General features: G+C 64.5%; 24 protein-coding genes. 18 read left to right on the forward strand and 6 right to left on the reverse strand.

What is annotated here, in order from left to right; translation table 11 throughout:
- The first annotated feature begins 60 nt into the window (after positions 1 to 60).
- Genes RMCN_RS01125 through RMCN_RS01145 form a run of 5 tightly spaced genes read left to right on the forward strand, consistent with a single transcriptional unit; the run spans position 61 to position 4,589 of the window.
- On the forward strand, positions 61 to 1,188 hold the full coding sequence (locus tag RMCN_RS01125) for an LLM class flavin-dependent oxidoreductase (RefSeq protein ID WP_067386600.1): 1,128 nt from the start codon (positions 61 to 63) through the stop codon (positions 1,186 to 1,188).
- On the forward strand, positions 1,185 to 2,354 hold the full coding sequence (locus RMCN_RS01130; RefSeq protein ID WP_067386602.1) for a sulfotransferase family protein: 1,170 nt from the start codon (positions 1,185 to 1,187) through the stop codon (positions 2,352 to 2,354). The genes RMCN_RS01125 and RMCN_RS01130 overlap by 4 nt, the downstream gene beginning before the upstream one ends.
- 2 nt (positions 2,355 to 2,356) lie before the next feature.
- The gene (locus RMCN_RS01135) at positions 2,357 to 3,121 is read left to right on the forward strand and encodes a sugar phosphate isomerase/epimerase family protein (RefSeq protein WP_067386604.1); all 765 of its coding nucleotides are present in this window, start codon (positions 2,357 to 2,359) and stop codon (positions 3,119 to 3,121) included.
- A gap of 8 nt (positions 3,122 to 3,129) precedes the next feature.
- Complete coding sequence (locus RMCN_RS01140; protein ID WP_067386605.1) at positions 3,130 to 4,338, forward strand: DUF1214 domain-containing protein; 1,209 nt, start codon at positions 3,130 to 3,132, stop codon at positions 4,336 to 4,338.
- Positions 4,339 to 4,376: 38 nt separating this feature from the next.
- Complete coding sequence (locus RMCN_RS01145; RefSeq protein ID WP_067386607.1) at positions 4,377 to 4,589, forward strand: amidase family protein; 213 nt, start codon at positions 4,377 to 4,379, stop codon at positions 4,587 to 4,589.
- Between the two features lie 402 nt (positions 4,590 to 4,991).
- Here RMCN_RS01145 and RMCN_RS01150 read toward each other — a convergent pair whose 3' ends face one another.
- From RMCN_RS01150 to RMCN_RS01170, 5 genes are read right to left on the reverse strand one after another with little or no spacing between them, the layout of a single operon-like run.
- Positions 4,992 to 5,468: a hypothetical protein gene (locus RMCN_RS01150; RefSeq protein ID WP_369816248.1), complete on the reverse strand. Its 477-nt coding sequence runs from the start codon at positions 5,466 to 5,468 to the stop codon at positions 4,992 to 4,994.
- Positions 5,469 to 5,500: 32 nt separating this feature from the next.
- Complete coding sequence (locus RMCN_RS01155; RefSeq protein ID WP_067386889.1) at positions 5,501 to 6,889, reverse strand: cytochrome P450; 1,389 nt, start codon at positions 6,887 to 6,889, stop codon at positions 5,501 to 5,503.
- A 48-nt stretch (positions 6,890 to 6,937) separates the two neighbouring features.
- Complete coding sequence (locus tag RMCN_RS01160) at positions 6,938 to 7,129, reverse strand: ferredoxin (protein WP_067386609.1); 192 nt, start codon at positions 7,127 to 7,129, stop codon at positions 6,938 to 6,940.
- 19 nt (positions 7,130 to 7,148) lie between these two features.
- Entirely contained in the window at positions 7,149 to 8,009 is an 861-nt protein-coding gene (locus tag RMCN_RS01165; RefSeq protein ID WP_067386612.1) for a mycofactocin-coupled SDR family oxidoreductase, read from the reverse strand.
- Positions 8,010 to 8,040: 31 nt separating this feature from the next.
- On the reverse strand, positions 8,041 to 8,739 hold the full coding sequence (locus tag RMCN_RS01170; protein ID WP_067386614.1) for an SDR family NAD(P)-dependent oxidoreductase: 699 nt from the start codon (positions 8,737 to 8,739) through the stop codon (positions 8,041 to 8,043).
- Positions 8,740 to 9,028: 289 nt separating this feature from the next.
- Between RMCN_RS01170 and RMCN_RS01175 the strand changes: the two genes are divergently transcribed.
- Genes RMCN_RS01175 through RMCN_RS01230 form a run of 12 tightly spaced genes read left to right on the forward strand, consistent with a single transcriptional unit; the run spans position 9,029 to position 23,625 of the window.
- Positions 9,029 to 10,534, forward strand: a complete 1,506-nt coding sequence (locus RMCN_RS01175; RefSeq protein ID WP_067386891.1) for an aldehyde dehydrogenase family protein — start codon at positions 9,029 to 9,031, stop codon at positions 10,532 to 10,534.
- Entirely contained in the window at positions 10,531 to 11,739 is a 1,209-nt protein-coding gene (locus tag RMCN_RS01180) for a CaiB/BaiF CoA transferase family protein (RefSeq protein WP_067386616.1), read from the forward strand. The genes RMCN_RS01175 and RMCN_RS01180 overlap by 4 nt, the downstream gene beginning before the upstream one ends.
- Positions 11,740 to 11,757: 18 nt before the next feature.
- A complete protein-coding gene (locus tag RMCN_RS01185) occupies positions 11,758 to 12,933 on the forward strand; it encodes an OB-fold domain-containing protein (RefSeq protein WP_067386618.1) in 1,176 nt (391 codons plus the stop codon).
- Positions 12,930 to 14,099, forward strand: coding sequence for a thiolase C-terminal domain-containing protein (locus RMCN_RS01190; RefSeq protein WP_067386620.1), 1,170 nt, complete (start codon positions 12,930 to 12,932; stop codon positions 14,097 to 14,099). Before RMCN_RS01185 ends, RMCN_RS01190 begins: the two co-directional genes overlap by 4 nt.
- Positions 14,086 to 14,895, forward strand: a complete 810-nt coding sequence (locus RMCN_RS01195; RefSeq protein ID WP_067386623.1) for an MlaE family ABC transporter permease — start codon at positions 14,086 to 14,088, stop codon at positions 14,893 to 14,895. Before RMCN_RS01190 ends, RMCN_RS01195 begins: the two co-directional genes overlap by 14 nt.
- Positions 14,896 to 14,898: 3 nt before the next feature.
- Positions 14,899 to 15,756: an MlaE family ABC transporter permease gene (locus RMCN_RS01200; RefSeq protein ID WP_067386625.1), complete on the forward strand. Its 858-nt coding sequence runs from the start codon at positions 14,899 to 14,901 to the stop codon at positions 15,754 to 15,756.
- Positions 15,757 to 15,765: 9 nt separating this feature from the next.
- Positions 15,766 to 16,965, forward strand: coding sequence for an MCE family protein (locus RMCN_RS01205; protein ID WP_067386893.1), 1,200 nt, complete (start codon positions 15,766 to 15,768; stop codon positions 16,963 to 16,965).
- Positions 16,962 to 17,990: an MCE family protein gene (locus RMCN_RS01210; protein WP_067386627.1), complete on the forward strand. Its 1,029-nt coding sequence runs from the start codon at positions 16,962 to 16,964 to the stop codon at positions 17,988 to 17,990. The genes RMCN_RS01205 and RMCN_RS01210 overlap by 4 nt, the downstream gene beginning before the upstream one ends.
- Positions 17,991 to 17,998: 8 nt before the next feature.
- Positions 17,999 to 19,102, forward strand: a complete 1,104-nt coding sequence (locus RMCN_RS01215; protein ID WP_067386894.1) for an MCE family protein — start codon at positions 17,999 to 18,001, stop codon at positions 19,100 to 19,102.
- Complete coding sequence (locus RMCN_RS01220) at positions 19,086 to 20,585, forward strand: MCE family protein (protein WP_067386629.1); 1,500 nt, start codon at positions 19,086 to 19,088, stop codon at positions 20,583 to 20,585. The genes RMCN_RS01215 and RMCN_RS01220 overlap by 17 nt, the downstream gene beginning before the upstream one ends.
- Before the next feature lie 5 nt (positions 20,586 to 20,590).
- Positions 20,591 to 21,910, forward strand: a complete 1,320-nt coding sequence (locus RMCN_RS01225) for an MCE family protein (RefSeq protein WP_067386631.1) — start codon at positions 20,591 to 20,593, stop codon at positions 21,908 to 21,910.
- Complete coding sequence (locus RMCN_RS01230; RefSeq protein ID WP_067386633.1) at positions 21,910 to 23,625, forward strand: MCE family protein; 1,716 nt, start codon at positions 21,910 to 21,912, stop codon at positions 23,623 to 23,625. The genes RMCN_RS01225 and RMCN_RS01230 overlap by 1 nt, the downstream gene beginning before the upstream one ends.
- Before the next feature lie 33 nt (positions 23,626 to 23,658).
- On the opposite strand, the gene RMCN_RS01235 is transcribed toward RMCN_RS01230, so the two are convergent.
- Positions 23,659 to 24,201: an Rv2253/PknI dimerization domain-containing protein gene (locus RMCN_RS01235; RefSeq protein WP_067386635.1), complete on the reverse strand. Its 543-nt coding sequence runs from the start codon at positions 24,199 to 24,201 to the stop codon at positions 23,659 to 23,661.
- Positions 24,202 to 24,279: 78 nt separating this feature from the next.
- Between RMCN_RS01235 and RMCN_RS01240 the strand changes: the two genes are divergently transcribed.
- On the forward strand, positions 24,280 to 24,657 hold the full coding sequence (locus tag RMCN_RS01240) for a hypothetical protein (protein WP_067386637.1): 378 nt from the start codon (positions 24,280 to 24,282) through the stop codon (positions 24,655 to 24,657).
- Positions 24,658 to 25,126 lie beyond the last annotated feature (469 nt).

The following is a 25,126-nucleotide window of genomic DNA, read 5'->3' on the forward strand; positions in this document are numbered from 1 at the left end:
GGGATTGATCGACGCTTTTCGCCAGGAAGCGTGCGTTAAGCCCACACTCGGGCCAGAAAAGTGAAGGTCCAGCCCGCAGCGTATCTGCGCACCACGTTGCCGCTGGATCTGTCGGTGCTCGACACTCTCGACAGCGGTCGCTACCACTCGATCTGGATGCCGGATCACATGGTCAGCTTCTGGCCCGACTCGATCTGGACCCCCGAATTCACCGATCTGGCAACCGTTTCGCCGTCCCCGCACCGCCACCTGGACGCGATGGCGGTCGCGGCGGCCGCCGCAGTGTTGACCGATAGCGTCCCGCTGGTGACCAGCGTGATCGACACCGTGCGCAGGCATCCGGTGATGCTGGCGCAGAGTGCGCTCACCATCGACCACCTCGCCAATGGCCGCTTCATCCTGGGTCTCGGCAGCGGTGAGACCGAGAACACCGTGCCCTACGGGTTCGACTTCGACCGGCCCGTCAGCCGTTTCGAGGAGGCGCTGGAGGTAATCCGGTTGCTGTGGGACAGCGAGGGGCCCGTCGATTACGACGGCCGGTTCTACCGGCTGCACCACGCGCGGCTCGACACCGAGCCATTCGAGGGTTGGCCGCCGCGGATCTGGATCGGCGGCAGCGGCCCGCGGACGCTGGACATCGTCGGTCGCTACGCCGACGGCTGGTGGCCGACGGGCGCGTGGACTCCCGAGGACTATGCCGACAAGCTCACCGCCGTACGGCGTTCGGCCGAACGGGCGGGCCGCGACCCGGCGGCGATCACGCCGTGCTACATCCAGATCTGCGTGATGGGTCGCGACGAGGCCGCAGTCGAGGAGATCCTCGCTGCGCCTCTGGTGAAGTCCTTCCTGCTGCAGGTGTCGGCGGAGTTCTTGCGCGGCTTGGGTTTCGAGCACCCGATGGGCCGGGACTGGCGCGGCTATCAGGACATCGACCCCGCCGTGCTGACGCGCGAGCGGATCGTCGAGTTCCTCGACGCGGTACGGCCGGAGATGATCCTGGCCGTCATCCCGCACGGCACCCCGGCACAGGTCGCCCGCACCATCAAGGACTACGTCGACGCCGGGCTGCGGGTGCCAAAGATCCTCGACTATGGGGGAATGGCCGGCATTCAATACGCCGCCACGTCGGCGCAGAATGTGCGCGACGCGGAGGACGAACTGATGCGCTTGTGTGGAGACGTCGAGTGACCGGCCTGTTGAACGCCGCGGAATTGCTGGCGCATGCCGAGGCCGCGACCGGCCTGCACGATTACGGGGACCCGACGCTGCCGGAGCGGTTCGCTCTGGTGGTGCAGCATCTGAACGAGGTCGGCATGGACGCCGACGGCAGGCGGCGCGCCGCGGAGGTGTGTCACTGGCTGCTGGCGTCGCGGCTGGAGTTCTTCGAGGACCGCCGCCGGTTCCCGGTCGCCGACGAGGTGATCGAGCGGCCGATGTTCGTCACCGGTGAACCCCGGTCGGGCACCACGCTGATGCACGCGCTGATGTCGGTCGACCCGGCCGCGCGCGCACTGCGGTTCTGGGAGGTGATGTATCCGTCGCCGCCGCCGGGCACTGCAGCCGGAGACGATGCCCGCCGCGCACGCGCCGATGCCGACTGGCGGGAGATCAACGCCAAGTTGCCGAAGTGGTTGCACAGCCACCCCTACAACGACATGTTGGGTGACGGCCTGCCCGAGGACGAGCGGACGTGGGCGTTCGACTTCCGGGTGCTGACACCGACGGCGTGGTGGCGGGTGCCGATGCAGACCGTGGTCGGGGGACTGCCCACCGATGCCGCTGCCCAGTACGCGATCCACAAGGCGATGCTGCAGCAGTTCCAGTTCCGGCGGCCCAAAAAACAGTGGGTGCTCAAGGGTTTTCACGGGTTTCGCCTCAAGGAGCTCTTCAACGCCTATCCCGATGCCACGCTGATGTGGCTGCACCGCGATCCGGTACAGGTCGCGGCGTCGCGCACGATGATGATGGCCGACATTCTCGAGGGCATCGTCGGACCGGTCGACCTGCGCGCCGCGGCCAAGATGCATTTGCAGCTGACCCGCGAGAGCATCGCGAACACGATGAGCAACCCGCTGGTGGACGACCCGCGAATCCTGCACGTGCGCTACACCGCCTTCATCGCCGACCAGGTGGGCACCGTGCGCCGGTACTACGAGTTCCGCGGCTCGACGCTCAGCGGGGAGGCCGAGGCCGCGATGCGCGCTTACCTCGCCGACAACCCCGGCGACCGGCACGGCAAGTTCCGCTATTCAACGAGCCTGCTCACCGACATCGGTGAGGACATCGGTGCACTGCACGACGAGTTCCGGCCCTTCCGTGAGCGTTTCGGCGTCCAGATCGAGAATCGGAACTAAAGGTGCGCGAGCGGCTGTCGGTCCACAGTGTGACGTTCTACGGCGCGCCGCTGCCGCAGCTGGACGATCACTGGCAGGCGCTCGGGGTCACCCGGCTCAGCCTGATCGACTCTCAGCTGAGCGAAGACGGCCTTCCTGAACTTATTGAGCGACAGGGGTATTCGGTGGACACCGTCTACCACCTGTTCACCACGCCAGAGGAGTTGTGTCGCGTCATCGACGCCGCGGCCGCGGTCGGCACCCGCGTCGTCTACATGCTGACCGGTGGACGAGGCGCGCTGACGTGGGATCAAGCAGCCGAACGCTTCTGCTCCGCTGTCGCTCCCGGCGTCGAACAGGCCGCCCGGGCCGGGGTCGGGTTGGCCGTCGAGAACGCGTCCGCGCTGTACGCAGACATTCACATCGCACACACGTTGCGCGACACCGTCACGCTGGCGGAGATGGCGGGTCTCGACGTGTGCATCGATCTCTTCCACTGCTGGGCCGAGGCCGGCTTTCCCGAGCTCGTCGAGCGCGCGCTGCCGCGCACCCAACAGATCCAGGTCAGCGATTACGTCTTGGGGGACCGAGCGCTGCCGGCACGCGCCGTCCCCGGCGACGGCGCCATTCCGATCGAGCCGTTCCTCGCGCAGGCTCTCGCGGCGGGCTATCCGCACGGCTTCGACCTCGAACTTATCGGGCCACGCATCCAACAGGAAGGTCCGCTTGCCGCCGCGAACCGGGCCTGCGACGCGATCTCGACGATGCTGGACCGACTCGAGTCCTAGGAGGGGCGATGGCGTTCGGAGATGGCGCGGACGACGCCACGCTGAAGGCGGCGTGGGACGAGTTCTGCGATCGGCTGAAGACGGCCGGCGAGCGCGTCTTCAAGGACCACAACCCCGCGTCGGCGGCACATCGTGTCGACGGGTTCCGGTTCCTCACCCAAAACCTCGGGCAGGCCTTCGATCTCGCGCTGGAAACCCGCGACACGCGTTACCCGCTGCTGCACACCTTCTGTCACCCGACGCGGAAGCTGGGTGGTGACTGCGCGGACTTCACCTATCAGCAAGCCTGGATCGACGGGCAATCGACGTACCGGATCACCGGAGAGCGCGGCACGGCCCGGTTCTTCAACATCACGGTGCAGGGGCCGCGGCCGGACCGTCCTGGGGTGTTACACGAACCCTTCGGTGATGTACCGGAGGTGAATCTGCTTGACCATCAACTGGAGACGGCCTCCGACGGCACCTTCGAAATCCACATCGGCGGCCCGCCACGCGACCGCAACTGGCTGCCCACCACACCCGGTTCGCGCAAACTGTTCATCCGTCAAGGCTTCGACTCGTGGGATGAGAGGCCGGCGCGGATGTGGATCGAACGCGTCGACATGAACGCGCCCAAGCCACTGCCGGGCACTGCGGTGATGACCGCAGCGATCGACTGGGCGGGTCAATTCCTCACCGCGATGATGGACGACTGGCCCGAGTTCCCGTTCGCCCATGGCGGTGTCGATGCCGATCGGTCGAACCGGTTCCCGGACATCGACGCGACGGGCGCCGACGCGAAACGCGGCCGTGCCGCAGTCAACATGCATTGGGAGCTGGCTGCCGACGATGCGCTGATCCTCGAGTTCGACGCGCATGAGGGGCTGTGGATGCTGACCAACATGGGCGCCTTTTTCACCAGCATGGATTTCCTGTACCGGCCGGTGAGCTACACGCCGAGTCGAACGGCCGTCGACGCCGACGGCAAGATCCGCATCGTGCTGTGCCATGACGATCCGGGCTACCACAACTGGATGGACACCCAGGGGTTCGAGCGCGGCAACGTGACGTACCGGCACATGCTAGAGGGTGCACCGGTGCAACTGCACACCCGATTGGTCAAGCGCACCGAGCTCGCGACGGTGCTGCCGCCGGACACCGCGACGGTCACGCCGGCCGAGCGCACCGCGCGGATGTGGGAGCGTTTCCGGGGAGTACGACAGCGCTACGGCTGCTGAAGCCACTACCGTTGGAATACGACGGCTGACGGCGCGCTGTGGCTGGCACATCGGCTGGCGGGGCTATCCGTCGTCGTGACTTCTCCAATCGCGAACTGCTGGACCTGTATCTGGACCGCATCGCGCGGCTGAACCCACCGCTGAAGGCCGTCGTGACGCTCGACGTCGACGGTGCCCGCCACTCGGCCGACGCCGCAGATGCGGCAGTCGCCTGCGACGAGGCGGTCGGGCCGCTGCACGAATCCCTGTGACGGTCAAGGATTCATTCGAGACAGCAGGTATCCACGACCTGCGGCGTGCCGCCCCGCGGGGGTGCAGAACTCGCCGCCGACGCGGTCGGCGGCCTATGCGCCGCGGGCGCAATCATTATTGGTAAGGCATGGCGACCGATTGGCAGATTGACAATCCGATCTTCGGCTCATCAACAACCCGTCGACACTTCGCGGTCGACCGGGGTCGCCGGGTGGGGCGGCCGCTGCCCTGGCTGGCGGCCTCACGGCCTCGAACTCGGTAGCGGTATTGCGGGATGGATTCCTGCCGGATCCTGGGGCTGCGTTAACCGCGAGGCGCCGGGGCGAATCACTCAGTCAGCAGACGCATATGGCCCCGACACGCCTTGAAAGAGGGGCTTTTGCGTCTACTCGCGCAGAAAGTCAGAGTCGCTGCAGCGCGAACGTCCAGAACTGAACGCCCGGCGGGCCGTTGAAACACCCCACGTCGTAGCGTGACTCGATGGTGCCGGCTAGCGACACCTCGTCCCAAGTCCACGTCTCATGCGTCGGCATGGCGTAACCGGGCAGGCACTGCAGTCCGTCTGGAACGTCGACCGTCAACGTATACCGACCGTTGTTGAGGTGTGCATCACCGTCGTAATAGGCATAGAACTTCAGCCGCGGTATGGCGCTGATGTCCAGACAGTTGTCGTCCGGAGGTTGGCAATTCGAAATGAACCACACCCACGAGGCCCGCTCGTACCTGTTAGACAGCACGTCATAGTTCCCGACGAGCATTTTGGCTTGGGCCGGCGGCGGTGCGACGAAACTCGCGACGACCATCAGGCCGGCGGCAGCAATTAGAAGATTGAAGCGCTTCAACGTCGGTCCTCCCAGTACCCCGTACCCGCTGCACATCCAATCACCTCTGCGGTCGTCGGATATGCTAATCAGTCGATGACGGCAGCCTCTTTGCGCTCGGTGATCGGCCTCGCTAGCTCCTGCTCGTCGCAGATTCGCTGCAACTTCTCCAGCGTCTGGTCCAGTCCCGGACCGAGCGGCTTGCTCGGGGTGAAGGTCGCCGGCAGGTGTTTCATGCCCTGGATGACCCCGATGGTCTCGTAGTGTTCGGTGCCTTCGGGATCGCAGACGTAGTCGGGCATCCGGTCGAGAACGGCGGTGACCATCGACTTGAAAACGGTGCGCGCGACGTTTGAACCCACGCAGCGATGCACGCCGATACCGAAGCTGAAGTGCCGGTTGCCTTTTCGATCGAGCACCACCTCGTTGGGCTTCTCGAACACCGACGGGTCGCGGTTGGCCATGGCCCAGGAGATCCAGAGCCGCTCGCCCTCCTTGAACCGGATGCCCTCGACCACTACGTCGTCTGAGAAGGTGCGACCGTCTCCGGGAGCCGGAGTGAAGTAGCGCAGGAACTCTTCGGTGGCGGCATCGAGCAGGGTGGCCCGCTCGCGGCTGAGCAGTTCGCGCTGGTCGGGATGGTCGGAGAGCCACTCGAGCGAGTGCGCGGTCAGCGCCGTCGTGGTGTCGAACCCGCCGCCGATGATCAGCCCGAGGTTGCCCAGGATCTCCAGATCGGGTGCCGGTTCGCCGTCGATGCGAAGTTGCAGCAGCGCGTTCACCAGTCCCGGCCGCGGGCTCTCCCGCACCTCCATCATGGTGTTGATCATGTCGATACCCATCTGCCGGTTCATCTCGGCGACGCGGGCGGCGTCGGGTGAGTGCTCCGGGGTGGACACCGACAGGTGCGCCGGCTCGCTGTAGACCGGCCACTTCTTGAGCTCTATGCCCATCATCGCCAGCGTGAGGACCGCGGGCACGATGTTGGCCAGGTCGTCGACGAAGTCGATGCGGCCCGACTCGATCTTCTCATCGAGCGCCGCGCGTACGATCTCGTCGACGAACGGTTTCCAGCGCTTGACCGCCGCGGGGGAGAGATAGGGGTTCAGCACTCCGCGGTAAATGCTGTGTTCAGGCTCGTCCATCTCCAAGATGCCGCCGCGGACCACCGTGGCCCTTTGCGCCTTCGGGATTGTGATGCCCTGATATGGTGTCTCGCCGGTCAGGTCGTGATGATTGGAGACCGCCGGACAGCGCGCGAGTTCGAACACGTGCTTGCTGTCGGCGGCCACCCAGTGCCCGTTGTAGGTGTCCGTCCACGCTATCGGGCACCGGGACTGCATCTCCTCGGTGATCTTCTCGAACTGCAGCCGGTATTCCGGTGTGTGCCGGTCGAAGTGGTACCTGTTCTTCTTGCGGTCGTCGTCGGTCGCGACACTCTCATCGGCTCTTCGCGCGAGCGGCTCATCGCTTTCGATAGGCAACGCATGTCTCCTATTGCTTCCTTGTCGGCCTGGGTGCCGACGTCATTCGATGACGATGGCCTGTTCCGGACACGAGTGGGCGGCTTCTTTGACCAGCTCCTCCTGGTCGGCCGGCACCTCTTCGGTGACCGGTGAGGCATGGCCGTCGACGTCGTCGAGCACGAACATGTCGGGCGCGATCATCGAGCACAGGGTGTGGCCCTGGCAGCGTGTGCCATCTACTGAAACCCTCACTGGCAAGTCTCCTTTCGGCTCAGTTGTGGTAGTCGTACCACTTGAGGTAGCCGCCGGCGTCGACGCGCAGCTGCGCACCGGTGACGAAGCGCGCCTCGTCGGAGGCCAGCCACAGCACCGCGTTGCTGATGTCCTCGGGTTCGACCCACGGCACCTTCATGGCCTGCTGGACGTAGAACACCGGCTCGGCGTCCTTGAGTTCGGGCTTCTCCAGATCGGGCCGGAACGACTTGTACATCGGCTCGCTCTGCAGCATGTTGGTGTTGCAGTTGGTGGGATGCACCACGTTGGCCCGGATCCCGCGTGGCGCAAGCTCGGTGGCAAGGTCGTGGACGTAGGCCGACAGCGCGCGCTTGGAGTGCACATAGGCCATGCCGCCGGGATCGTTGCCGGGGTCGTTCTTTTGGTGGGTGTCCATCAGCGCCGCGGTGGAGCCCGTCGCGATGATTGAGGCGCCCTCCTTGAGGTGCAGCAGCGAGACCTGGATGGCGTTGATGGTCCCGATCAGGTTGGTGTTGATGACGTCGATCCAGGCCTGCAGCGGCGGCTGGCCTTTCATACCGGCCACCCCCGCCTGCGCAACGACGATGTCCAGTCCGCCGAGCTGGGCGATACCGTCCTCCAACGCGGTCTTGAGCTGGGTCGCTTCCCGCACATCCGCCTTCGCGGTTACGGCCCGCCGACCGGTCTTCTCGATCAGTGCGGCGGTTTCCTCGAGGTCCTCCGGAGTGGCCATCGGGTAGCCGATCGTCGAGATGTCCTCGCAAAAGTCGACGGCGATGACGTCGGCGCCTTCTTCGGCCAGCCGAACCGCGTGGCTGCGACCCTGCCCCCGTGCCGCGCCTGTGACGAATGCGACCTTTCCCTGTACGCGTCCCACTGGAGATCCCTTTCCTCTATACCTGGCTCTGTTACGTGTTCCGGCCGCCGTTGACGCCCAAGATCTGTCCGGTGATGTAACCGGCCTCCTCGGACACCAAGAACGCGCACGCGGCCGCGATGTCCTCGGGCCTGCCGATCCTGCGCACCGGTGTCGAGTCGATGTTCTTCTGCACCACCAGATAGCCGCGCTCCTCGGATTTACGCAGCATCGGGGTGTCGATGAACCCCGGAGGAACGGCGTTGACGGTGATACCGCTCGGGCCGTACTCCAGAGCAAGGGACTTGGTCAGCCCGTTGACAGCCGACTTCGCGGCGACGTACGCCGACATGAACGGCTGGCCGGAATGCGTACTCGACGACGAGATGTTCACGATGCGGCCCCAACCCGCCTCGACCATGTCAGGCAGCACCGCCTGAACGCAGTGGAAGACGCCGTTGAGGTTGACGTCGATGACGCGCTGCCAGTCCTCGAACTTCAAGTCGGTGAACCGCTTGAACTTCTCCAGACCGGCCGCGTTCACCAGAACCGTCACCGGACCGAGTTGAGCGCGGATCGCGTTCAGCGCATCCTCGACCTGAGCCCGGTCGGTCACGTCGGCGGTGAAGGCGAACTCGGCGTCCGACGGGTTGATGTCGAGTGTGGCCACATGAATGCCGTCGGCGCGCAAGCGGTGCGCGACGGCCAATCCGATGCCGGAACCACCCCCGGTCACGACGGCGTTCTTCATGCCCTCGCGTTGGCCTTCGTCATGTCGCTCCTCGCTGGCGCGGCGCTATCAAGAATCGTCCTTCCGATTATGAGAACCGTACTCTCGCGTACTGCACTCTAGCAAGACGCAAAGGCTCCGCTGTTCGCAGTGGTGAGACGTTCGACGGATGAGTGTCGCACCGCAATCCCCAGGCAGTCGAAGTCCTCACCATTTTCTTGAGTTCTCCCTTGGCGAATGTATGATTCGCCGGTGATGAGAATGAAGTTTCCATCACTAGCGACCACGGCAACCATTGCTGAGGAGGATGATGCAGGAAGCGACCACCATCTCGGAGCCAGCCGCAACCGAAACTCCGACACACGGTGTGCAGCGGCGGTTGCTGATCGGCGGCGAGCTGCTCGAGACCTCTCGTTCGTTTCCTTCCGTCAATCCAGCGACCGGCGACGTGCTCGGTTATGCGCCGGATGCCACGGTCGCCGATGCCGAAGCGGCGGTCGCGGCCGCGCGCCGGGCGTTCGACCAGACCACCTGGTCGACCAACACCGAGTTGCGCATCCGCTGCCTCGAACAATTCCACCGCGCACTGGTCGACCACCGCGATGAGCTGGCCGCGCTGACCATCGCCGAGGTCGGCGCCACCGAGGCCTTGTGCCAAGGGGCGCAGCTCGACCAGCCGATCGAGATCGTCCGTTATTACGCCGAGCTGCTGAAGACCTATCCGATGACCGAGGATCTCGGGAACATCGAGGCCCGGGGGAAGCAGCACCACCGCTGGGTGGAGAAGGAGGCCGGCGGGGTGGTCGCGGCCATCATCGCCTACAACTACCCGAACCAGTTGGCGCTGGCGAAGCTCGCGCCGGCGCTGGCCGCCGGGTGCACGGTGGTCCTCAAGTCGGCACCGGACACCCCGCTGGTCACGCTCGCACTCGGTGAGTTGATCGCGCTGCACACCGATATCCCGGCCGGGGTCGTCAACGTGCTCAGCGGAGCCGATCCCGAGGTTGGCGCCGCGATGACCACCAGTTCCGACGTCGACATGGTGACCTTCACCGGTTCGACCCCCACGGGACGGCGGATCATGGCTGCCGCCAGCGACACGTTGAAGAAGGTTTTCCTAGAGTTGGGCGGTAAGTCGGCGGCGATCGTCGTCGACGACGCCGACTTCGGTACCGCGGCACTGTTCAGTGCGTTCAGCATGGTCACGCACGCCGGCCAGGGGTGTGCGCTGACGTCGCGGCTGCTGGTGCCCCGCGCACACCACGACGAGATCGTCGAGATGGTCAAGAACAACTTCGGCCTGGTGCGGTACGGCGACCCCGCCGATCCCGGCACGTACATGGGACCGCTGATCAGCGAGAGGCAGCGCGACAAGGTCGACGGCATGGTGAAGCGCGCCGTTGAGGCCGGCGCCACGCTGGTCACCGGCGGCGAGAAGGTAGACCCCGGCTACTTCTATACGCCGACGCTGTTGACCGGCGTTGACCCAGACAGCGAGATCGCCCAGGAGGAGGTGTTCGGCCCGGTGCTCGTGGTGATCGCCTACGACGACGATGACGATGCGGTGAGGATCGCCAACAACTCCATCTACGGGCTCTCCGGGGCGGTGTTCGGAAGCCAGGAGCGCGCCCTGGCCGTCGCCCGGCGAATCCGCACGGGCACGTTCTCCATCAACGGCGGCAACTACTTCAGCCCGGACAGCCCGTTCGGCGGATACAAGCAGTCGGGCATCGGTCGTGAGATGGGCACCGCCGGTCTCGAGGAGTTCCTCGAGTCGAAGACCTACGCGACGGTTGTCACGGAGGAGTCAGCATGAGCAGGCCGCTGGACGGTATCCGGGTCCTCGAGGTCGCGATGTACGGGTTCGTTCCCTCGGCGGGTGCCGTGCTGCGCGAGTGGGGCGCCGATGTGATCAAGGTCGAGCACGCGGTCACCGGTGATCCGCAGCGTGGGCTGCGTCAAACGGGCTTGTTGCGCGTCGAGGGCGACCCCAACCCGAACATCGAGCACGCGAACCGCGGCAAACGCAGCATCGGCCTGGACATGTCGGTCCCCGAGGGCAAAGAGGTGCTGCTGGAACTGGCCCGCCGCGCCGACGTCTTCCTGACCAGTTTCCTGCCGGGCCACCGCCAGAAATTCGGCATCGATGTCGACGACATCCGTGCGGTGAACCCGAACATCGTCTACGCCCGGGGCAGTGCGTTGGGGCCGCGGGGCGAGGAGTCGGTCAAGGGCGGCTATGACATGACCGCGTTCTGGTGCCGCGCGGGGACCGCAGCCACCATCACCCCGCCCGGTACGCCCGGGATGGTCGGACCGCCCGGGCCGGCCTACGGCGACACCATCTCCGGCACGAACCTGGCAGGCGGGATCGCCGCGGCGCTGCTCAAGCGCGAGCGCACCGGCGAGGCACCGGTGGTCGACGTGTCGCTGCTCGGCAGTGGTCTGTGGTCGTTGGGCCACACCGTCGCGCTGACCAGACACCTCGGCCAGCGGATGGAGGCGTTTCCGCCCGGCGTGCACGGCTCACCGATCAATCCGCTCGTCGGGCTGTATCCGACGGCCGACGATCGCTACATCTCGTTCGTGATGATGCAACCGACCAAGTTCTGGGCGGACGTCTGCAAGCACATGGACCTTGACGACCTCGCCGACGATCCCCGGTTCGCGACCGTGGAGTCGATCGCCGAGAACACCGAGGCCGCCGCGGAAATTCTCAAGGAAGCGATGTCCAAGCGACCGCTCGCCGAATGGAATGAGCGGTTCTCGACGCTGTTGGGTCCATGGGCGCCGGTGCAGGACACCCTTCAGGCCGCTGAGGACGCGCAGATCCGCGCCAACGAGTACATGGTGCAGGCCGGGGAACTCGAGTTGGTCGCGAACCCGGTGCAATTCGATGTCACGGCACCCCAAACCGGTCCCGCTCCGGGCTTCGCTGAGCAAACTGACGAGATATTGCTGGAAATCGGCTTGGATTGGGACCGCATCATCGAGCTCAAGACGGCCGGCGCCGCCACCTAGGTTCGGAAGAGAGTCCCGATGCCCTACGTCGCGTCCATCGGTACGTACCTGCCGTGCTGGGGGGACCCCCAGCACCGCGTGCCCGGCGATGACGAGGACGCCGTCACCCTTGCCGTGGAGGCGGGCCGCGCGGCACTGATCGCCAGCGGCGCGGTGGAACGCGTCGTGCTGGTCAGTCGGGACCTGCCGCTGCTCGACAGTAGTAACGCCGCGGTGCTGCTCGCCGGTCTCGGGCTCGATCCGGAACTCGAGGTCGACGAGCGGCTCGGCGGGGCACCCGCGACACTCGACGCGGTCAGCTCGGCCAGGCCGCGAACGCTGATCATCGGGACCGATCTGGAACCCGCGGGCGCGGCCGCGATCCTGACCGCCGAACGTGGACTGCAGGTCCGGACGGCGGCGCGGGTGGCGCGGAGCCTGCCGGTGCGCACGCGCAAGGCCACCGGCGACGTGCACGACTACGGCGATCCCCGGCTGCTGCACGAGCGAGGACTGATCGCCTCGTTGGAAGCGGCGTGGCTCGATACCCCGGCCGCCGTGGCCGGGGTGGATCACGCTCGCGCAAGCGAACTCACCCTCGGCGACCCGCTCCCGTTGCCGACCATCGGCGCAAGCTCGGGGTTGTTCGCACTGGCCGGGATGGCCGGGCGGGCAACCACCGGACCCCTGGTAGCCGTCGAGCAGGCCAGCCTGTCGGGTATCACGGTCATCGGCGGTGTCGCCGAGCTGCACCGGCGCGAGCCGGCGCCCCGTCCACTACCCGAGGGGACGGTCGTCGGCGATGCCGAGATTCCCATCTCCCTGGCGGCCTACGAACGTGCCTTCGAAGCCAAAGTGCGTTGGGAGGCAGGCCGTTTCACCGATTCCGACGAACTGGACTTCCCGCCCCGATACCGGGTGGCCGAGGACGGCACGCTGTCGACCGGATATGAACTCATTCCGTTGCCGCGCACCGCAACGGTGTACACCGAGACGACGGTGAACATTCCGGTGCCGGGCCTGCGTTCGCCGTACTCGCTGGTGATCGTCGAGCTCGACGGCGTCGGGGTGCGCGCACTGGTGAAGGTCACCGGTGCCGAGCCGGGATCGGTGGACATCGGCACCCGCGGGCGGCTGGCGCTGCGCAGGGTCGCGGTGCGGTCCGGTGTCCCGGACTACGGCTACATGTTCGAGCCGGAAGCGGTGGCGGCATGAGACGTGTGGCCATCGTCGGCGCCGGAATGACCGCGTTCGGCGAACATTTCGCGCTGGGGTTGAAAGACCTGCTGCCGATGGCGTTCTCCGAGTGCGCGGCCAGCGTGGACAAGGGGTTGAAGAAGTCGGATCTGCAGGGTGCCTGGTTCGGCGCGATGGGTACCGCCGACGGGTTCCCGGCGGGCATCCTGGCCGACAGCCTCGGGCTGCCGGACCTGCCCGTCACTCGCATCGAGAACTCCTGTGCCACAGGCAACGATGCGATACGCAACGCGTTGTTTGGCATCGCCTCGGGGGCCTTCGACGTCGCGTTGGTGATGGGCGCCGACAAGCTGCGCGACACCACGTCGCGCGACATGCTGTGGAAATGGGAGGCGATGGCCCGCGACATGGCGTGGGATTACCCGCTCGGGGTGGTCTCGCCCGCCGGGTTCGCGCTGCACGTCCGTCGGTACCTGCACGAGTCGCCCGCGACCCGCGAACACCTGGCGATGGTGGCGGTGAAAAATCACCGCCACGGCGTCAAAAACCCCAAGGCTCGACTGCGGTTCGAGATCACGATGGAGCAGGCACTGGAAGCGCCGATCGTTGTCACGCCATTCGGTGTCTACGACTGTGCGCCGCAGAGTGATGGCGCGGCCGCCCTCGTACTCGCGGCAGAAGACGTCGTCGACCGGTTCACGAACCGTCCGGTCTGGGTCCGCGGCGTCGGCCTCGGCCTCGACTCAGTGATGCACCAACACAAGGGCGACATGACAACATTCCCCGCGACGACGCGTGCCGCCAAACAGGCTTTTGGGATGGCCGGTCTTGTTTCTAGCGATGTGGATGTTGCTGAAGTTCACGATTTCTTCACGGGAATCGAGCTGATCAGCTATGAAGATCTAGGATTCGCCGAACGGCGCGGGGGCCACAAACTCGTCGAAGCGGAGGTTACGACTATCGGCGGAGGTTTGCCGGTGAACCCCAGTGGGGGGCTCAAGGCCAAGGGTCACCCGCCCGGCGCAACGGGTGTGGCACAGTGTGTGGAACTGTTCGACCAGCTTCGCGGTGAAGCCGTCAATCAGGTTGACGGTGCTCGGATCGGACTAGCCCACAATATCGGTGGACCGACGGCGGTTTCCGCCGTCACGATCCTGGAGGGATCAGTCAATGGCGCGCGGTAGCGGAGCGGAACGATGGTCGACCGGCATATCGCTAGGGCGGGGTTCCAAGCCGATGGAGGCCGTCGGCGGATTGTTCGCAATGGCGAAGGACGCGGTACGAAACGTCTTTCGGCGGCCGTTTCAGTGGCGCGAGTTCCTGGAGCAGTCGTGGTTTGTGGTGAAGGTATCGTTGGCACCGACGTTGTTGGTGGCGATACCGTTCACCGTTCTTGTGTCTTTCACCCTCAATATCTTGCTTCGCGAATTGGGTGCAGCCGACTTGAGCGGTGCCGGTGCGGCATTCGGCGCCGTGACCCAGGTCGGTCCGCTGGTGACCGTGCTCATCGTGGCAGGCGCGGGTGCCACGGCCATGTGTGCGGATCTGGGTTCGCGCACAATCCGTGAAGAGATCGATGCCATGGAAGTGCTGGGCATAGACCCAGTGCAACGTCTCGTGACTCCTCGGATGCTCGCCTCGGGACTGGTGGCGCTCCTGCTGAACAGTCTGGTAGTCATCATCGGGATTCTCGGCGGCTATACGTTTTCGGTGTTCATTCAGGACGTGAATCCGGGCGCGTTCGCTGCGGGCATCACCCTGCTGACCGGTGTGCCCGAGGTGATCATCTCCTGTGTGAAGGCCTTGCTGTTCGGGTTGATAGCGGGATTGGTGGCCTGCTACCGCGGACTCAACGTTTCCGGTGGTGGCGCGAAAGCGGTGGGCAACGCCGTCAACGAGACTGTGGTGTATGCGTTCATGGCACTGTTCGTGATCAATGTGGTCGTGACGGCCATTGGTATCCAGATGACGCAGGACTGAGCGATGGGGACACGAACAGCACTTCAGAATAACTTCCCGCGGCTGACCCGGGCGATCCAGAAGCCGATCGACGTGCTGGGCAACATCGGCGATCACTTGTTGTTCTATCTGCGGGCCCTAGCCGGTGTGCCCCATGCGACCGTGCACTTCCGCCGGGAGATCGTCCGGCTGATCGCCGAGATCTCTATGGGCGCAGGGACATTGGCAATGATCGGCGGCACGGTGGCCATCGTCGGATTCTTGACCCTGGCGGCCGGTGGAACGCTCGCTGTTCAGGGGTACAGCTCTCTGGGGGACATCGGCATAGAAGCCCTGACCGGATTTTTGGCGGCGTTCATCAACGTCCGCATCTCTGCCCCGGTGGTGGCCGGCATCGGGTTGGCCGCCACCTTCGGGGCCGGTGTGACAGCGCAGCTGGGCGCGATGCGCATCAACGAGGAAATCGACGCGCTCGAGTCCATGGCGATCCGTCCGGTGGAATACCTAGTTTCCACCCGGATCGTCGCCGGCATGATCGCAATCACCCCGCTGTACTCGATCGCCGTGGTGTTGTCGTTCCTGGCTTCCCAATTCACGACGGTGGTGTTGTTCGGACAGTCGGGCGGCCTATACGACCACTATTTCGACACCTTTCTCAATCCGATAGACCTACTCTGGTCGTTCCTCCAGGCGATCCTGATGGCGATCACGATCTTGTTGGTGCATACGTATTTCGGATACTTCGCATCCGGGGGACCGTCAGGCGTGGGCGTCGCTGTTGGCAACGCGGTGCGCACCTCCTTGGTCGTGGTCGTCTCGGTCACCCTGTTGGTGTCGCTGTCCATTTATGGTTCCAACGGCAACTTCAACTTGTCGGGATAGGTGGCGCTGATGAAGAGTAGTGCGGTTCGCCCGCTTACAGGCCTGGCGCTGATAGTCGCCCTCGGTTTGATCATCGCCCTGGCCATCGGTCTTTTTCAGGGCAGCTTCACCAAGACCGAACCCCTGACGGTCATCTCGAATCGGGCCGGTTTGGTGATGAACAACGATGCCAAGGTCAAGATGCGTGGCGTGCAGGTCGGCAAGGTCGAATCGATCGAGTACCGGTCCGACGGCACGGCAGCGCTCCACCTCGCGATGGATCCGTCGCAGCTGCATCTCATCCCGTCGAACGTAAAGGTCGACATCGCATCGTCAACCGTGTTCGGCGCCAAGTCTGTCGACATGGTTTCCCCGGACAACCCTTCACCGCAGCCGCTGCGTCCGGGACAGGTGATTCAGAGCGAGCACGTCATGGTCGAGATCAACACCGTGTTCCAGCAGTTGGTGCAGGTGCTGGACAAGATTGACCCCGCCAAGCTCAATCAGACCCTGGGAGCGATCGCCAAGGCGTTCAACGGCAGGGGTGATAAATTCGGCAAGACGCTGACCGACTTCAACGCATTTCTCGCCAAGATCGAACCGAGCCTGCCGAATCTCAGCCGAGACCTCGAAGTCGCGGCACCGATGTTCAGTGCGTATGCCGACGCGGCGCCCGACCTCGTCAGCACCGTCCGCAGCGCCACGCAGATCAGCAATACCATCGTCGACCAGCAGCAGGAACTCGACCAGTTCCTGGTCAGCTCCATCGGTCTGGCGGACATCGGAAACGAGGTGATCGGCGGCAACGAACCGGCGCTGGCCGAAACATTGCGTCTGCTCGTGCCCACCACCGACGTGTTGAACCGGTATCACGAGTCGCTGACGTGCTCTATCGGCGGGCTTGCCGTGCAGGCGAATTCGCCGCCACTTCCGGGTAACAACAGCGCCGTGGTGGTATCTGCCGGCCTTACGCTCGGTACCGAACGATACCGTTATCCGCAGGACCTGCCGAAAGTCGCCGCCAAGGGCCGGCCTTACTGCAAGGAATTGGGTCTGCCAAATGTTCCCCCTGAGTTCCGGGTGCCTGCGGTCGTCGCTGATGTCGGCGCTAACCCATTCCAGTACGGCAATCAGGGCATCCTGCTAAACTCCGCGGGACTCAAGGACTGGCTCTTCGGGCCGATTCCTGGCCCACCGCGGAACTCTGCACAGATCGGAATGCCAGGATGACCCGCCCGACAGGCACACTCATCAAATTCACCGCGTTCGCGCTCGTGATGGCCGTCCTGACTGCTTTCCTGTTCCTGATCTTCAGCAATATGAGGACCGGGTCGACGAACGGATACTCGGCGATCTTCACGGACGCTTCGCGACTCAAGACTGGTGACACCGTGCGTGTTGCGGGCATCCGGGTCGGGACGGTGAAAGCGGTGTCGCTGCAGTCGGACCGCAATGTGCTCGTCGAATTCGACGCAGATCGCGACATCGTGCTGACCACGGCGACCAAGGCTCAAATTCGCTACCTCAACCTGACCGGCGATCGCTTCCTCGAACTCGCCGACAGCCCGGGATCGACGAAAATACTGGCTGCCGGCTCGCAGATACCCGCGGATCGCACGGCACCCGCCTTGGACCTCGATCTCCTACTCGGCGGGCTCAAACCTGTGATTCAAGGCCTCAATCCGCAAGACGTGAACGCTCTCACCTCTTCGCTGATCCAGATCCTGCAGGGCCAGGGAGGAACCCTCGAATCGCTGTTCTCGAAGACATCGTCCTTCTCAAACTCGTTGGCCGACAACAGCCAGGTCATCGAGGAGTTGATCGATGACCTGCGTACGCTGCTGGATACGCTGTCCAAAGACGGCGATGAATTCTCCGGTGCGATCGACCGCCTCGAGCGACTTGTCAGTGGCCTGTCGGCCGACCGCGATCCGATCGGGGAGGCCATCACATCCCTCGACAACGGCACCGCCTCGCTGGCCGACTTGCTCGGTCGGGCGCGCCCACCGCTGGCCGGCTCCGTCGACCAGTTGACGAGGCTGGCGCCACTGCTGGACGGCAAGTATAGGGATTATTTCGACGCTACCCTGCAGCGCCTGCCCGAGCTCTACCGAAAACTGGCGCGGATCGGTGCCTACGGTTCGTTCTTCCCCTACTACATCTGCGGTATCACCTTCCGAGCCACCGACCTGACCGGCCGCACCGTGGTGTTCCCCTGGGTCAAGCAAGAGACGGGGAGGTGTGCGGAGAACTAATGGCACTCATGGACAGATACCGCGGTTCGCAACTCATCAAAGCGGGCGTCATCGGCGTCACCCTGATGATTCTGGTCATCGTCGCAGGCCTTCAGCCGGAACGACTGCTGCAGTACGCGACCGCCATCAAGTATCAGGCCCTGTTCCTTGAGGCGGGCGGTCTCGCCGTGGGCAACGACGTCACGGTGTCGGGTATCAAGGTCGGCTCGGTGTCCTCGGTCGAACTCGAAAACGGGGACGCACTCGTCGGTTTCACCATCGCGGGCACGGCGGCGCTCGGCTCGGAAACCACCGCGCACATTCGCACGGGGACGCTGCTCGGCGAGCGTGTGCTGGCCCTGGAGTCTTCGGGAAGTGGCACGCTGGACCATCATCAGGTGATTCCGGTAACGCGCACGTCGTCGCCGTACTCCCTGACCGACGCCGTCAGTGAACTCACCGCGAATACCGCTGCGACCGATACCGACACACTGAACCAGTCACTGGATACTCTGGCGACGACGCTCGACCAGATTTCACCGGAGCTGGGCCCGACATTCGACGGCCTGTCCCGGCTGTCGCGCTCGCTCAATGACCGCAACGAGAGTCTGGCCGAGTTGCTGAGAACCGCCGGCGACGTGACCGGCATCCTGTCCGAACGCAGCCAGCAGGTCAACACGCTCATCCTCAATGCCAACGATCTGCTCGCAGTACTCAACGAGCGGCGACAGGCCATCGTCAGCTTGCTCGCGAACACGTCAGCGGTGTCGCAGCAGCTGACCGGTGTGGTAGCCGACAACGAGCAGGAGCTGGCGCCGACGCTGGAGAAGCTCAACAGGGTCAACGCGATGTTGGTCAAGAACCGGGACAACATTTCGAAGGCTCTGCCCGGCCTGGCCAAGTACGAATTGACGCAGGGCGAACTTGTGGCTAGCGGCGCTTATTACAACGCATTCATACCCAACATCTCACCGGCACAAATCCTGCAGCCGTTCCTGGACTACGCCTTCGGGTTCCGCCGCGGAGTCGATGCGGGCCAGCCGCCAGACAATGCCGGGCCACGCGCCGAGCTGCCTTTCCCGGTGAACGGCATCCCGCAACCAGGAGATCTGCCCAATGATGGCAACCCGTAAGCGACTCGCGGTCACCACCGCTGTGCTGCTGGCCGTCGTGCTGGTTGTCGGCGCGGTAGTGCTGGTCCGTCAGATCTTCTTCGGGCCCAACACGATCACCGCGTACTTCCCGACTGCCACAGCGATCTACCCTGGCGATGAGGTTCGCGTATCGGGTGTCAAGGTTGGCAAGATCGACTCCATCCAGGCCGAAGGCACGCAGACCAAGCTGATCTTGAAGGTCGATCACGACGTGCCCGTTCCAGCCGACGCCAAGGCGGTGATCGTCGCCCAGAATCTGGTCGCGGCGCGTTACGTCCAGCTCACGCCGGCGTACCGGAAGGGCGACGGACCGGTCATGGACGACGGCGCGGTGATCCCCAGCGACCGAACCGCAGTCCCCGTCGAGTGGGATGAGGTGAAAGATCAATTGATGCGCCTGGCGACCGAGTTGGGCCCGCAGACTGGAGTGTCGGGTACGTCCATCTCCAGGGCAATCGACAGCGCCGCCAACGCACTGGACGGCAACGGCGACAAGCTCCGGCAGACGCTAGCTCAATTGTCCGGCGCGGCACGCATTTTCGCCGAAGGTGGCGGCAACATCGTCGATATCATCAAGAACCTGCAGACCTTCGTCACCGCGCTTCGCGACAGCAAAGACCAGATCGTGATGTTCGAGGACCGTCTCGCCAGTCTGACCAGCGTCGTGAACGACAGCCGATCGGATCTCGACGCGGCGTTGTCCGACCTGTCGGTTGCACTCGGCGAGGTGCAGCGCTTCGTCGCGGGCAGCCGCGAGCAGGTGTCGGAACAAGTCAAGAGCTTGGCCGATGTTACCCAGGTCTTGGTCGACAATCACATGTCTATCGAAAACGTCCTCCATATCACGCCGAACGCGATCGCCAATTACGGGAACATCTACTACCCCCCCTCCGGGGGGGTGAGTGGCGCGTTCAATTTGTCCAACTTCGCGAATCCGGTGTACTTCATTTGCGGCCTCATCGGCGCCATCGAGAACACCAGTGCCCCCGAAACAGCGAAACTCTGCGCGCAATATCTTGGGCCGGTTCTGCGATTGCTCAACTTCAACAACCTGCCTTTCCCCATAAACGCCTACCTCAGGCCTGCCCCCAAACCAGAAAACATCATCTACACCGACCCGAAGCTTGCGCCGGGAGGCGCCGGGCCGGGCGACCCGCCCGAGCCCTTCCCATCGGTGTCGGCCTACCTCGGCGCCGGCGATATCCCACCGCCCCCGGGTTGGGGTCAGCCGCCCGGCCCACCGGGGTTGTATTCTCCGGGCGGAGAAGTACCCGCGATTCCGTCCCCGGCGTTGTATCCGGGTGCCCCGATTCCAGGGCCGCCCACCGTTCTTCCGGGACCGCCTCCCACGGTGGATGGGATGCTCCTCCCGCAGTCCCCTGCGGTGCCCGCGGATCAGGCGCCGCCGCCCGTGCCACCTGGTACGCCGCTGCTGCCCGCAGAAGGGGGGACACAACCATGACTGGTATGAGGAAGGTCAAGTCGTTGGCCATCGGCGGCGCATGTCTGGTGGTGGCGATGACGGGCTGCTCCTTTCAGGGGTTGAACTCGCTGCCGTTGCCGGGAGCGGTGGGGCGTGGGCCAAATGCCGTTACCTACCACGTCGAGATTCCCAATGTTTCGACGATGGAGTCGAATTCGCCGGTCATGATCAACGACGTGGTCGTCGGCAGCGTTGGCAAGATGACCGTCGACAACTGGCATGCGAATGTGGAGATCTCGGTCAAAGAGGACGTTGTCGTGCCCGCCAATGCGGTGGCCAGGGTTGGGCAGACCAGCCTGCTGGGGTCGATGCACCTGGCTCTCGACCCGCCGCTGGGCCAAGAGCCGAGCGGCAGACTGCGGCCGGGCGCCACTATCGGCTTGAACCGCTCGTCCACCTATCCGACTACCGAACAGACACTTTCATCGCTGTCCGTGATCGCCAACGGAGGCGGTCTGGGACAAATCGGTGACATCATCCACAACTCCAGAATCGCGCTGTCCGGACGTGAGCCGCAGATTCGCGAGCTACTCACCCGCCTCGACAACGTCGTCGGCGTGCTCGACCAGCAGCGTGACAACATCGTCACCACCATCCAGCAATTGAGGCGAGTTGCCGGCACATTCGCAGCTCAACGCGATGTGATCGACCGCGCGCTAACCGACATTCCGCCGGCGCTGGATGTGCTGGTCAGGGAGCGGCCCCGGCTGACCACCGCCCTGCAGAAGCTGGGGCAGTTGAGCGATACCGCGACCCGTTTGGTCAACGACGCCGGGGACGACCTGGTCACCGATCTCAAGAACCTCGAGCCGACTATCAAGGCGCTCGCCGACGTCGGACCGGACCTCACGATCGGACTTCGGTTTGCCACCTCCTTCCCGTACGGTCCGACCTTCGCCGACCGAGTCGCCAAGGGCGATTACATAAACCTGTTCGCCGTGTTCGACATCACCTATCCGCGGCTGAAGCGGACGTTGTTCCTCGGTACTCGGTGGGGCGACCAGGACGCCAAACTCATTCCAGCGCCCGGAGATCCCTACTATCTGAATTACTCATATAACCCGCTCGGTATCGGTGTCACGCCGCCTCCGCCGGAGGATGAGGCCGTCACGCAGGGGCTGCCGCCAGCACAAGCTGGGCCGAGCGGGCCGATGCCGCCGGTGAGCGGGCCGGTGGTTCCGGTGGTGCCACCGGCGAACACTGCCGAGGTGAGCACGTCCGTGCAAGTATTCGCCGGACCATATGAACCCGCAGGGACGGCGCCCGCTATGCCCGTGCCACCGATGCCGGGAGGCGGCGGCTGATGCTCCTCACGCGGTTCGTCCGAAATCAGTTGATCATCTTCACCATCGCGTCGATCGTCGGTGTGACGGTAATGGTGTTCACCTACATGCAACTGCCGGCCCTGCTCGGAATCGGCCACATCCAGGTGACGCTGGAATTGCCGGCCGCCGGTGGTCTGTACCGCTTCTCCAATGTCACTTACCGGGGTGTGCAGGTCGGTGAGGTGCGGGAGGTGAAGCTCACCGAGAACGGAGCGGAAGCGACGCTGACGCTGGGCACCTCGCCGAAGATTCCCGCAGACCTGCAGGCCGAGGTCCGTAGCGTATCGGCTGTGGGTGAGCAGTACGTCGATCTGCGTCCACGAACCGATTCCGGCCCGTTCCTGGAGGATGGGTCGGTTATCCCGATGGCGAATTCCACTGTGCCGCAGCAGGTGGGTCCGATGTTGGATCAGGTCAGCAAACTGGTAGAGAGCCTTCCCGGAGACAGGCTCAGTGACTTGCTCGATGAGTCGTTCAAGGGGTTGAACGGCGCCGGTGAGGACTTTCAATCGCTGCTCGACTCGTCGTCGAACATCACCGAGTACCTCAATGACGTATCCGACCAGAGTCGAGCGCTTATCGACGACAGTGGGCCACTTCTCGAGTCGCAGGCCGAAAGTGCGGAGGCGATCCGGACGTGGGCGCGCAGTTTAGCGGGTATCACCGAGCAGGTCGAGCAGGATGACCCGAAACTGCGGACCATACTGCAGCGCGGACCGGCCTTCGCGCAGGAAGTGTCACAGCTTCTCGCCCAAGTGAAGCCCACGTTGCCGGTTCTGTTGGCGAACCTGACCACACTGGGTCAGATTCTCGTCACCTACAATCCGTCGCTCGAACAAATTCTCGTGCTTCTGCCGGGAGTAATCGCAGCCCAATCGGAATTCGGGCTACCGAAAAACAACCCGACGGGCCTGCCCCTCAGCGACTTCACGTTGACCATCGCTGATCCGAACTCGTGCACGGTCGGCTACCTGCCACCGTCACAGTGGCGCAACCCCGCAGACCTCACCAGCGTTGACACGCCGAACGGGTTGTACTGCAAACTCCCGCAGGATTCGCCCCTCGCAGTGCGGGGCGCTCGCAATTACCCTTGCATGGGACATCCTGGAAAGCGTGCTCCCACAGTGGAACTCTGCAACGACCCCAAGGGGTTCGTGCCCTTGGCCGTGCGCCAACACACACTTGGGCCGTCTCCGTTCGACCCTAATCTGATCGCCCAAGGTGTGCCGGTCGACGACCGCGTCGACTTCAACGACCGGATCCATGCGCCGCTAGAGGGAACACCCCTGCCGCCAGGGGGGCCACCGGTCGGGACCCAGCCCGGGCCGCCGAACCCTCTGACGGCTCCGCTACCGCCGACGCCCTCGTCACCGCCGCCGCCGGTCGGCAATTCCCTCAACGGTGTGCCGATACCGCCGGAGGCAGCGCCGGTCGCCCCGGCCGCCGGCCAGCTACCGCAGGGGCCGCCGCCAGGACCCGTTCCCGTGGTGCCGCCGGACGGCGGCGCGGTTCCGGCAGCACCAAGTGCGTTCGGCAGCAACGGTTCTGGACGCGCCGGCGGACCGTCGGTCGCCGTCGCGGAGTATGACCCACGCACGGGGCGCTATCTCGCACCCAATGGTCAGGTACAGCGGGTTACGACGGAGGCTGCCGGGCCACACCTCAAGACGTGGAAGGACTTATTACCGATCTGAGCAGCTGACGATCTGATCGGACCTGAGGCGCGACTATGACATCCGTTCCAGCCGCACCGGCAATTGGGTGACAACCGACTTGTTGTAACCGCAGGCGCCGCTCGGACTCTGCGTCCTTTCATAACCCACGATCAGATCGCGGTTTTTATTCTTCTCACTTGTGTCGGGAGTCCACCCCCATAAGGCGAAGTGCTGGTGACCGGGGGCTGCGGTGCCGTCGGGGCACGGCTGCCAGTTCGGGATGTCGCGGTCCATCCTCCAGGAGTCGCCGTTCCAGTTGAGCACGCCGGTCCAGCCGGCGTCGCTTCTGACCTCGCCGTAGCATTCGATCGGACTGACGCAGTCCGAGGTCACAGTCCAGGTCTCCAGCTTCGACGGCTGGTCTATGTAGACCATGGCTCCACCCGCGCCGTGCGGACCCGCGCTGGTTTGCGCCCAGTCGCCGTTCGAAAAAGCTCGATACGTGCCATTGAGTGCAACTCCGTAATCGGTGGCATGCGCCGACGGCGCGGATACCAAACCTCCGATCACGACGATTGACGCTACGGCGCCAGCGGCCAACTCAACTCCGCGCATGCTTCCTAGACTATCGCTGCCGGCAGCCATCCTCTGCGAAAGTGAGAATTTGGTTTCCCCGTGTGCGAAAATGGGGGCGTGCGATCCGTCGTCGCAGTGCTTGCCGCCATCGTGACCGCAGGTTCGGTGGCGGCCGCCCCGCCCGCCGCGGGACAACCCGAGTGCAACTATTCCAGCTGCACCCCAGGCATCGTCCCCAACATCGTGCTGGGTTCCTATTGCAGTAATCCCACCTACTACGCGTTCGGTGTGACGTCGTGGGGCCGACTGGTCTTCTGTGGTTCACCTAGGCGTTACGAACCCCGCTGGTTCCGCTCGCCTGAGATGCACGGCGTCAAGAATGAGGGCGACTTGTGCCCCGCCTTGGACGGCGAGGTGGCTCAGGCGCCGGATGGGCTGTTCTTGACGTGCGTGGGCAACAATGGCGCCAGTCGCTGGGTTCGCGGCGACCTGTAGATCTCAGGGGAAGTGCACCCACCGCGTCGCACCGTTGATGTGCGCGCATTTGAGCGGGACACCGGGGGTACGCGGCTGCAAGTCATTGCCGGCTAGGGGTTCCTGCGCGGTATCACCCGGCCTTTCGCAGGGCAGCGCCAATTCGCGTGTGCCGATCAACGGTCCGACACGGACCCACGCGCCATGCGCGGCGCAGATGAGAGTCCCGCGGTTGGCGTCCAAGCCGAAGACGAAGGAAGGGCGAGGTTGACAGGGCGTGCCCTCGACGACGTTATGAGCGACGTTCGGGACGCAGTCCGCCGAGTCACAAGCTGCCGACACCTCATCGGCGAGAATCGTTGTGGCGGCCATCAATCCACAAGCGATGACCGGTGCCGCGAGGATCTTAAGCACCTTTGGCCCCCTTTGGAAATCGAGTCGCTCCTCGGATGTCCAGCCTAGCGCTGTCACCAAAGCTTCGGGCCATGTT

Origin of the sequence: Mycolicibacterium novocastrense, from assembly GCF_001570485.1 — a bacterium.
In the GTDB taxonomy this organism is placed as follows: domain Bacteria; phylum Actinomycetota; class Actinomycetes; order Mycobacteriales; family Mycobacteriaceae; genus Mycobacterium; species Mycobacterium novocastrense.

Bases quoted from the DNA above. Each gene is read 5' to 3' on its own strand.
- RMCN_RS01225 (WP_067386631.1), top strand. From the start codon at position 20,591: ATGAGGAAGGTCAAGTCGTTGGCCATCGGCGGCGCATGTCTGGTGGTG.
- RMCN_RS01205 (WP_067386893.1), top strand. From the start codon at position 15,766: ATGAAGAGTAGTGCGGTTCGCCCGCTTACAGGCCTGGCGCTGATAGTC.
- RMCN_RS01150 (WP_369816248.1), bottom strand. From the start codon at position 5,468: ATGTGCAGCGGGTACGGGGTACTGGGAGGACCGACGTTGAAGCGCTTC.
- RMCN_RS01180 (WP_067386616.1), top strand. From the start codon at position 10,531: ATGAGCAGGCCGCTGGACGGTATCCGGGTCCTCGAGGTCGCGATGTAC.
- RMCN_RS01200 (WP_067386625.1), top strand. From the start codon at position 14,899: ATGGGGACACGAACAGCACTTCAGAATAACTTCCCGCGGCTGACCCGG.
- RMCN_RS01170 (WP_067386614.1), bottom strand. From the start codon at position 8,739: ATGAAGAACGCCGTCGTGACCGGGGGTGGTTCCGGCATCGGATTGGCC.
- RMCN_RS01215 (WP_067386894.1), top strand. From the start codon at position 17,999: ATGGACAGATACCGCGGTTCGCAACTCATCAAAGCGGGCGTCATCGGC.
- RMCN_RS01175 (WP_067386891.1), top strand. From the start codon at position 9,029: ATGCAGGAAGCGACCACCATCTCGGAGCCAGCCGCAACCGAAACTCCG.
- RMCN_RS01220 (WP_067386629.1), top strand. From the start codon at position 19,086: ATGATGGCAACCCGTAAGCGACTCGCGGTCACCACCGCTGTGCTGCTG.
- RMCN_RS01235 (WP_067386635.1), bottom strand. From the start codon at position 24,201: ATGCGCGGAGTTGAGTTGGCCGCTGGCGCCGTAGCGTCAATCGTCGTG.
- RMCN_RS01140 (WP_067386605.1), top strand. From the start codon at position 3,130: ATGGCGTTCGGAGATGGCGCGGACGACGCCACGCTGAAGGCGGCGTGG.
- RMCN_RS01195 (WP_067386623.1), top strand. From the start codon at position 14,086: ATGGCGCGCGGTAGCGGAGCGGAACGATGGTCGACCGGCATATCGCTA.
- RMCN_RS01210 (WP_067386627.1), top strand. From the start codon at position 16,962: ATGACCCGCCCGACAGGCACACTCATCAAATTCACCGCGTTCGCGCTC.
- RMCN_RS01185 (WP_067386618.1), top strand. From the start codon at position 11,758: ATGCCCTACGTCGCGTCCATCGGTACGTACCTGCCGTGCTGGGGGGAC.
- RMCN_RS01230 (WP_067386633.1), top strand. From the start codon at position 21,910: ATGCTCCTCACGCGGTTCGTCCGAAATCAGTTGATCATCTTCACCATC.
- RMCN_RS01190 (WP_067386620.1), top strand. From the start codon at position 12,930: ATGAGACGTGTGGCCATCGTCGGCGCCGGAATGACCGCGTTCGGCGAA.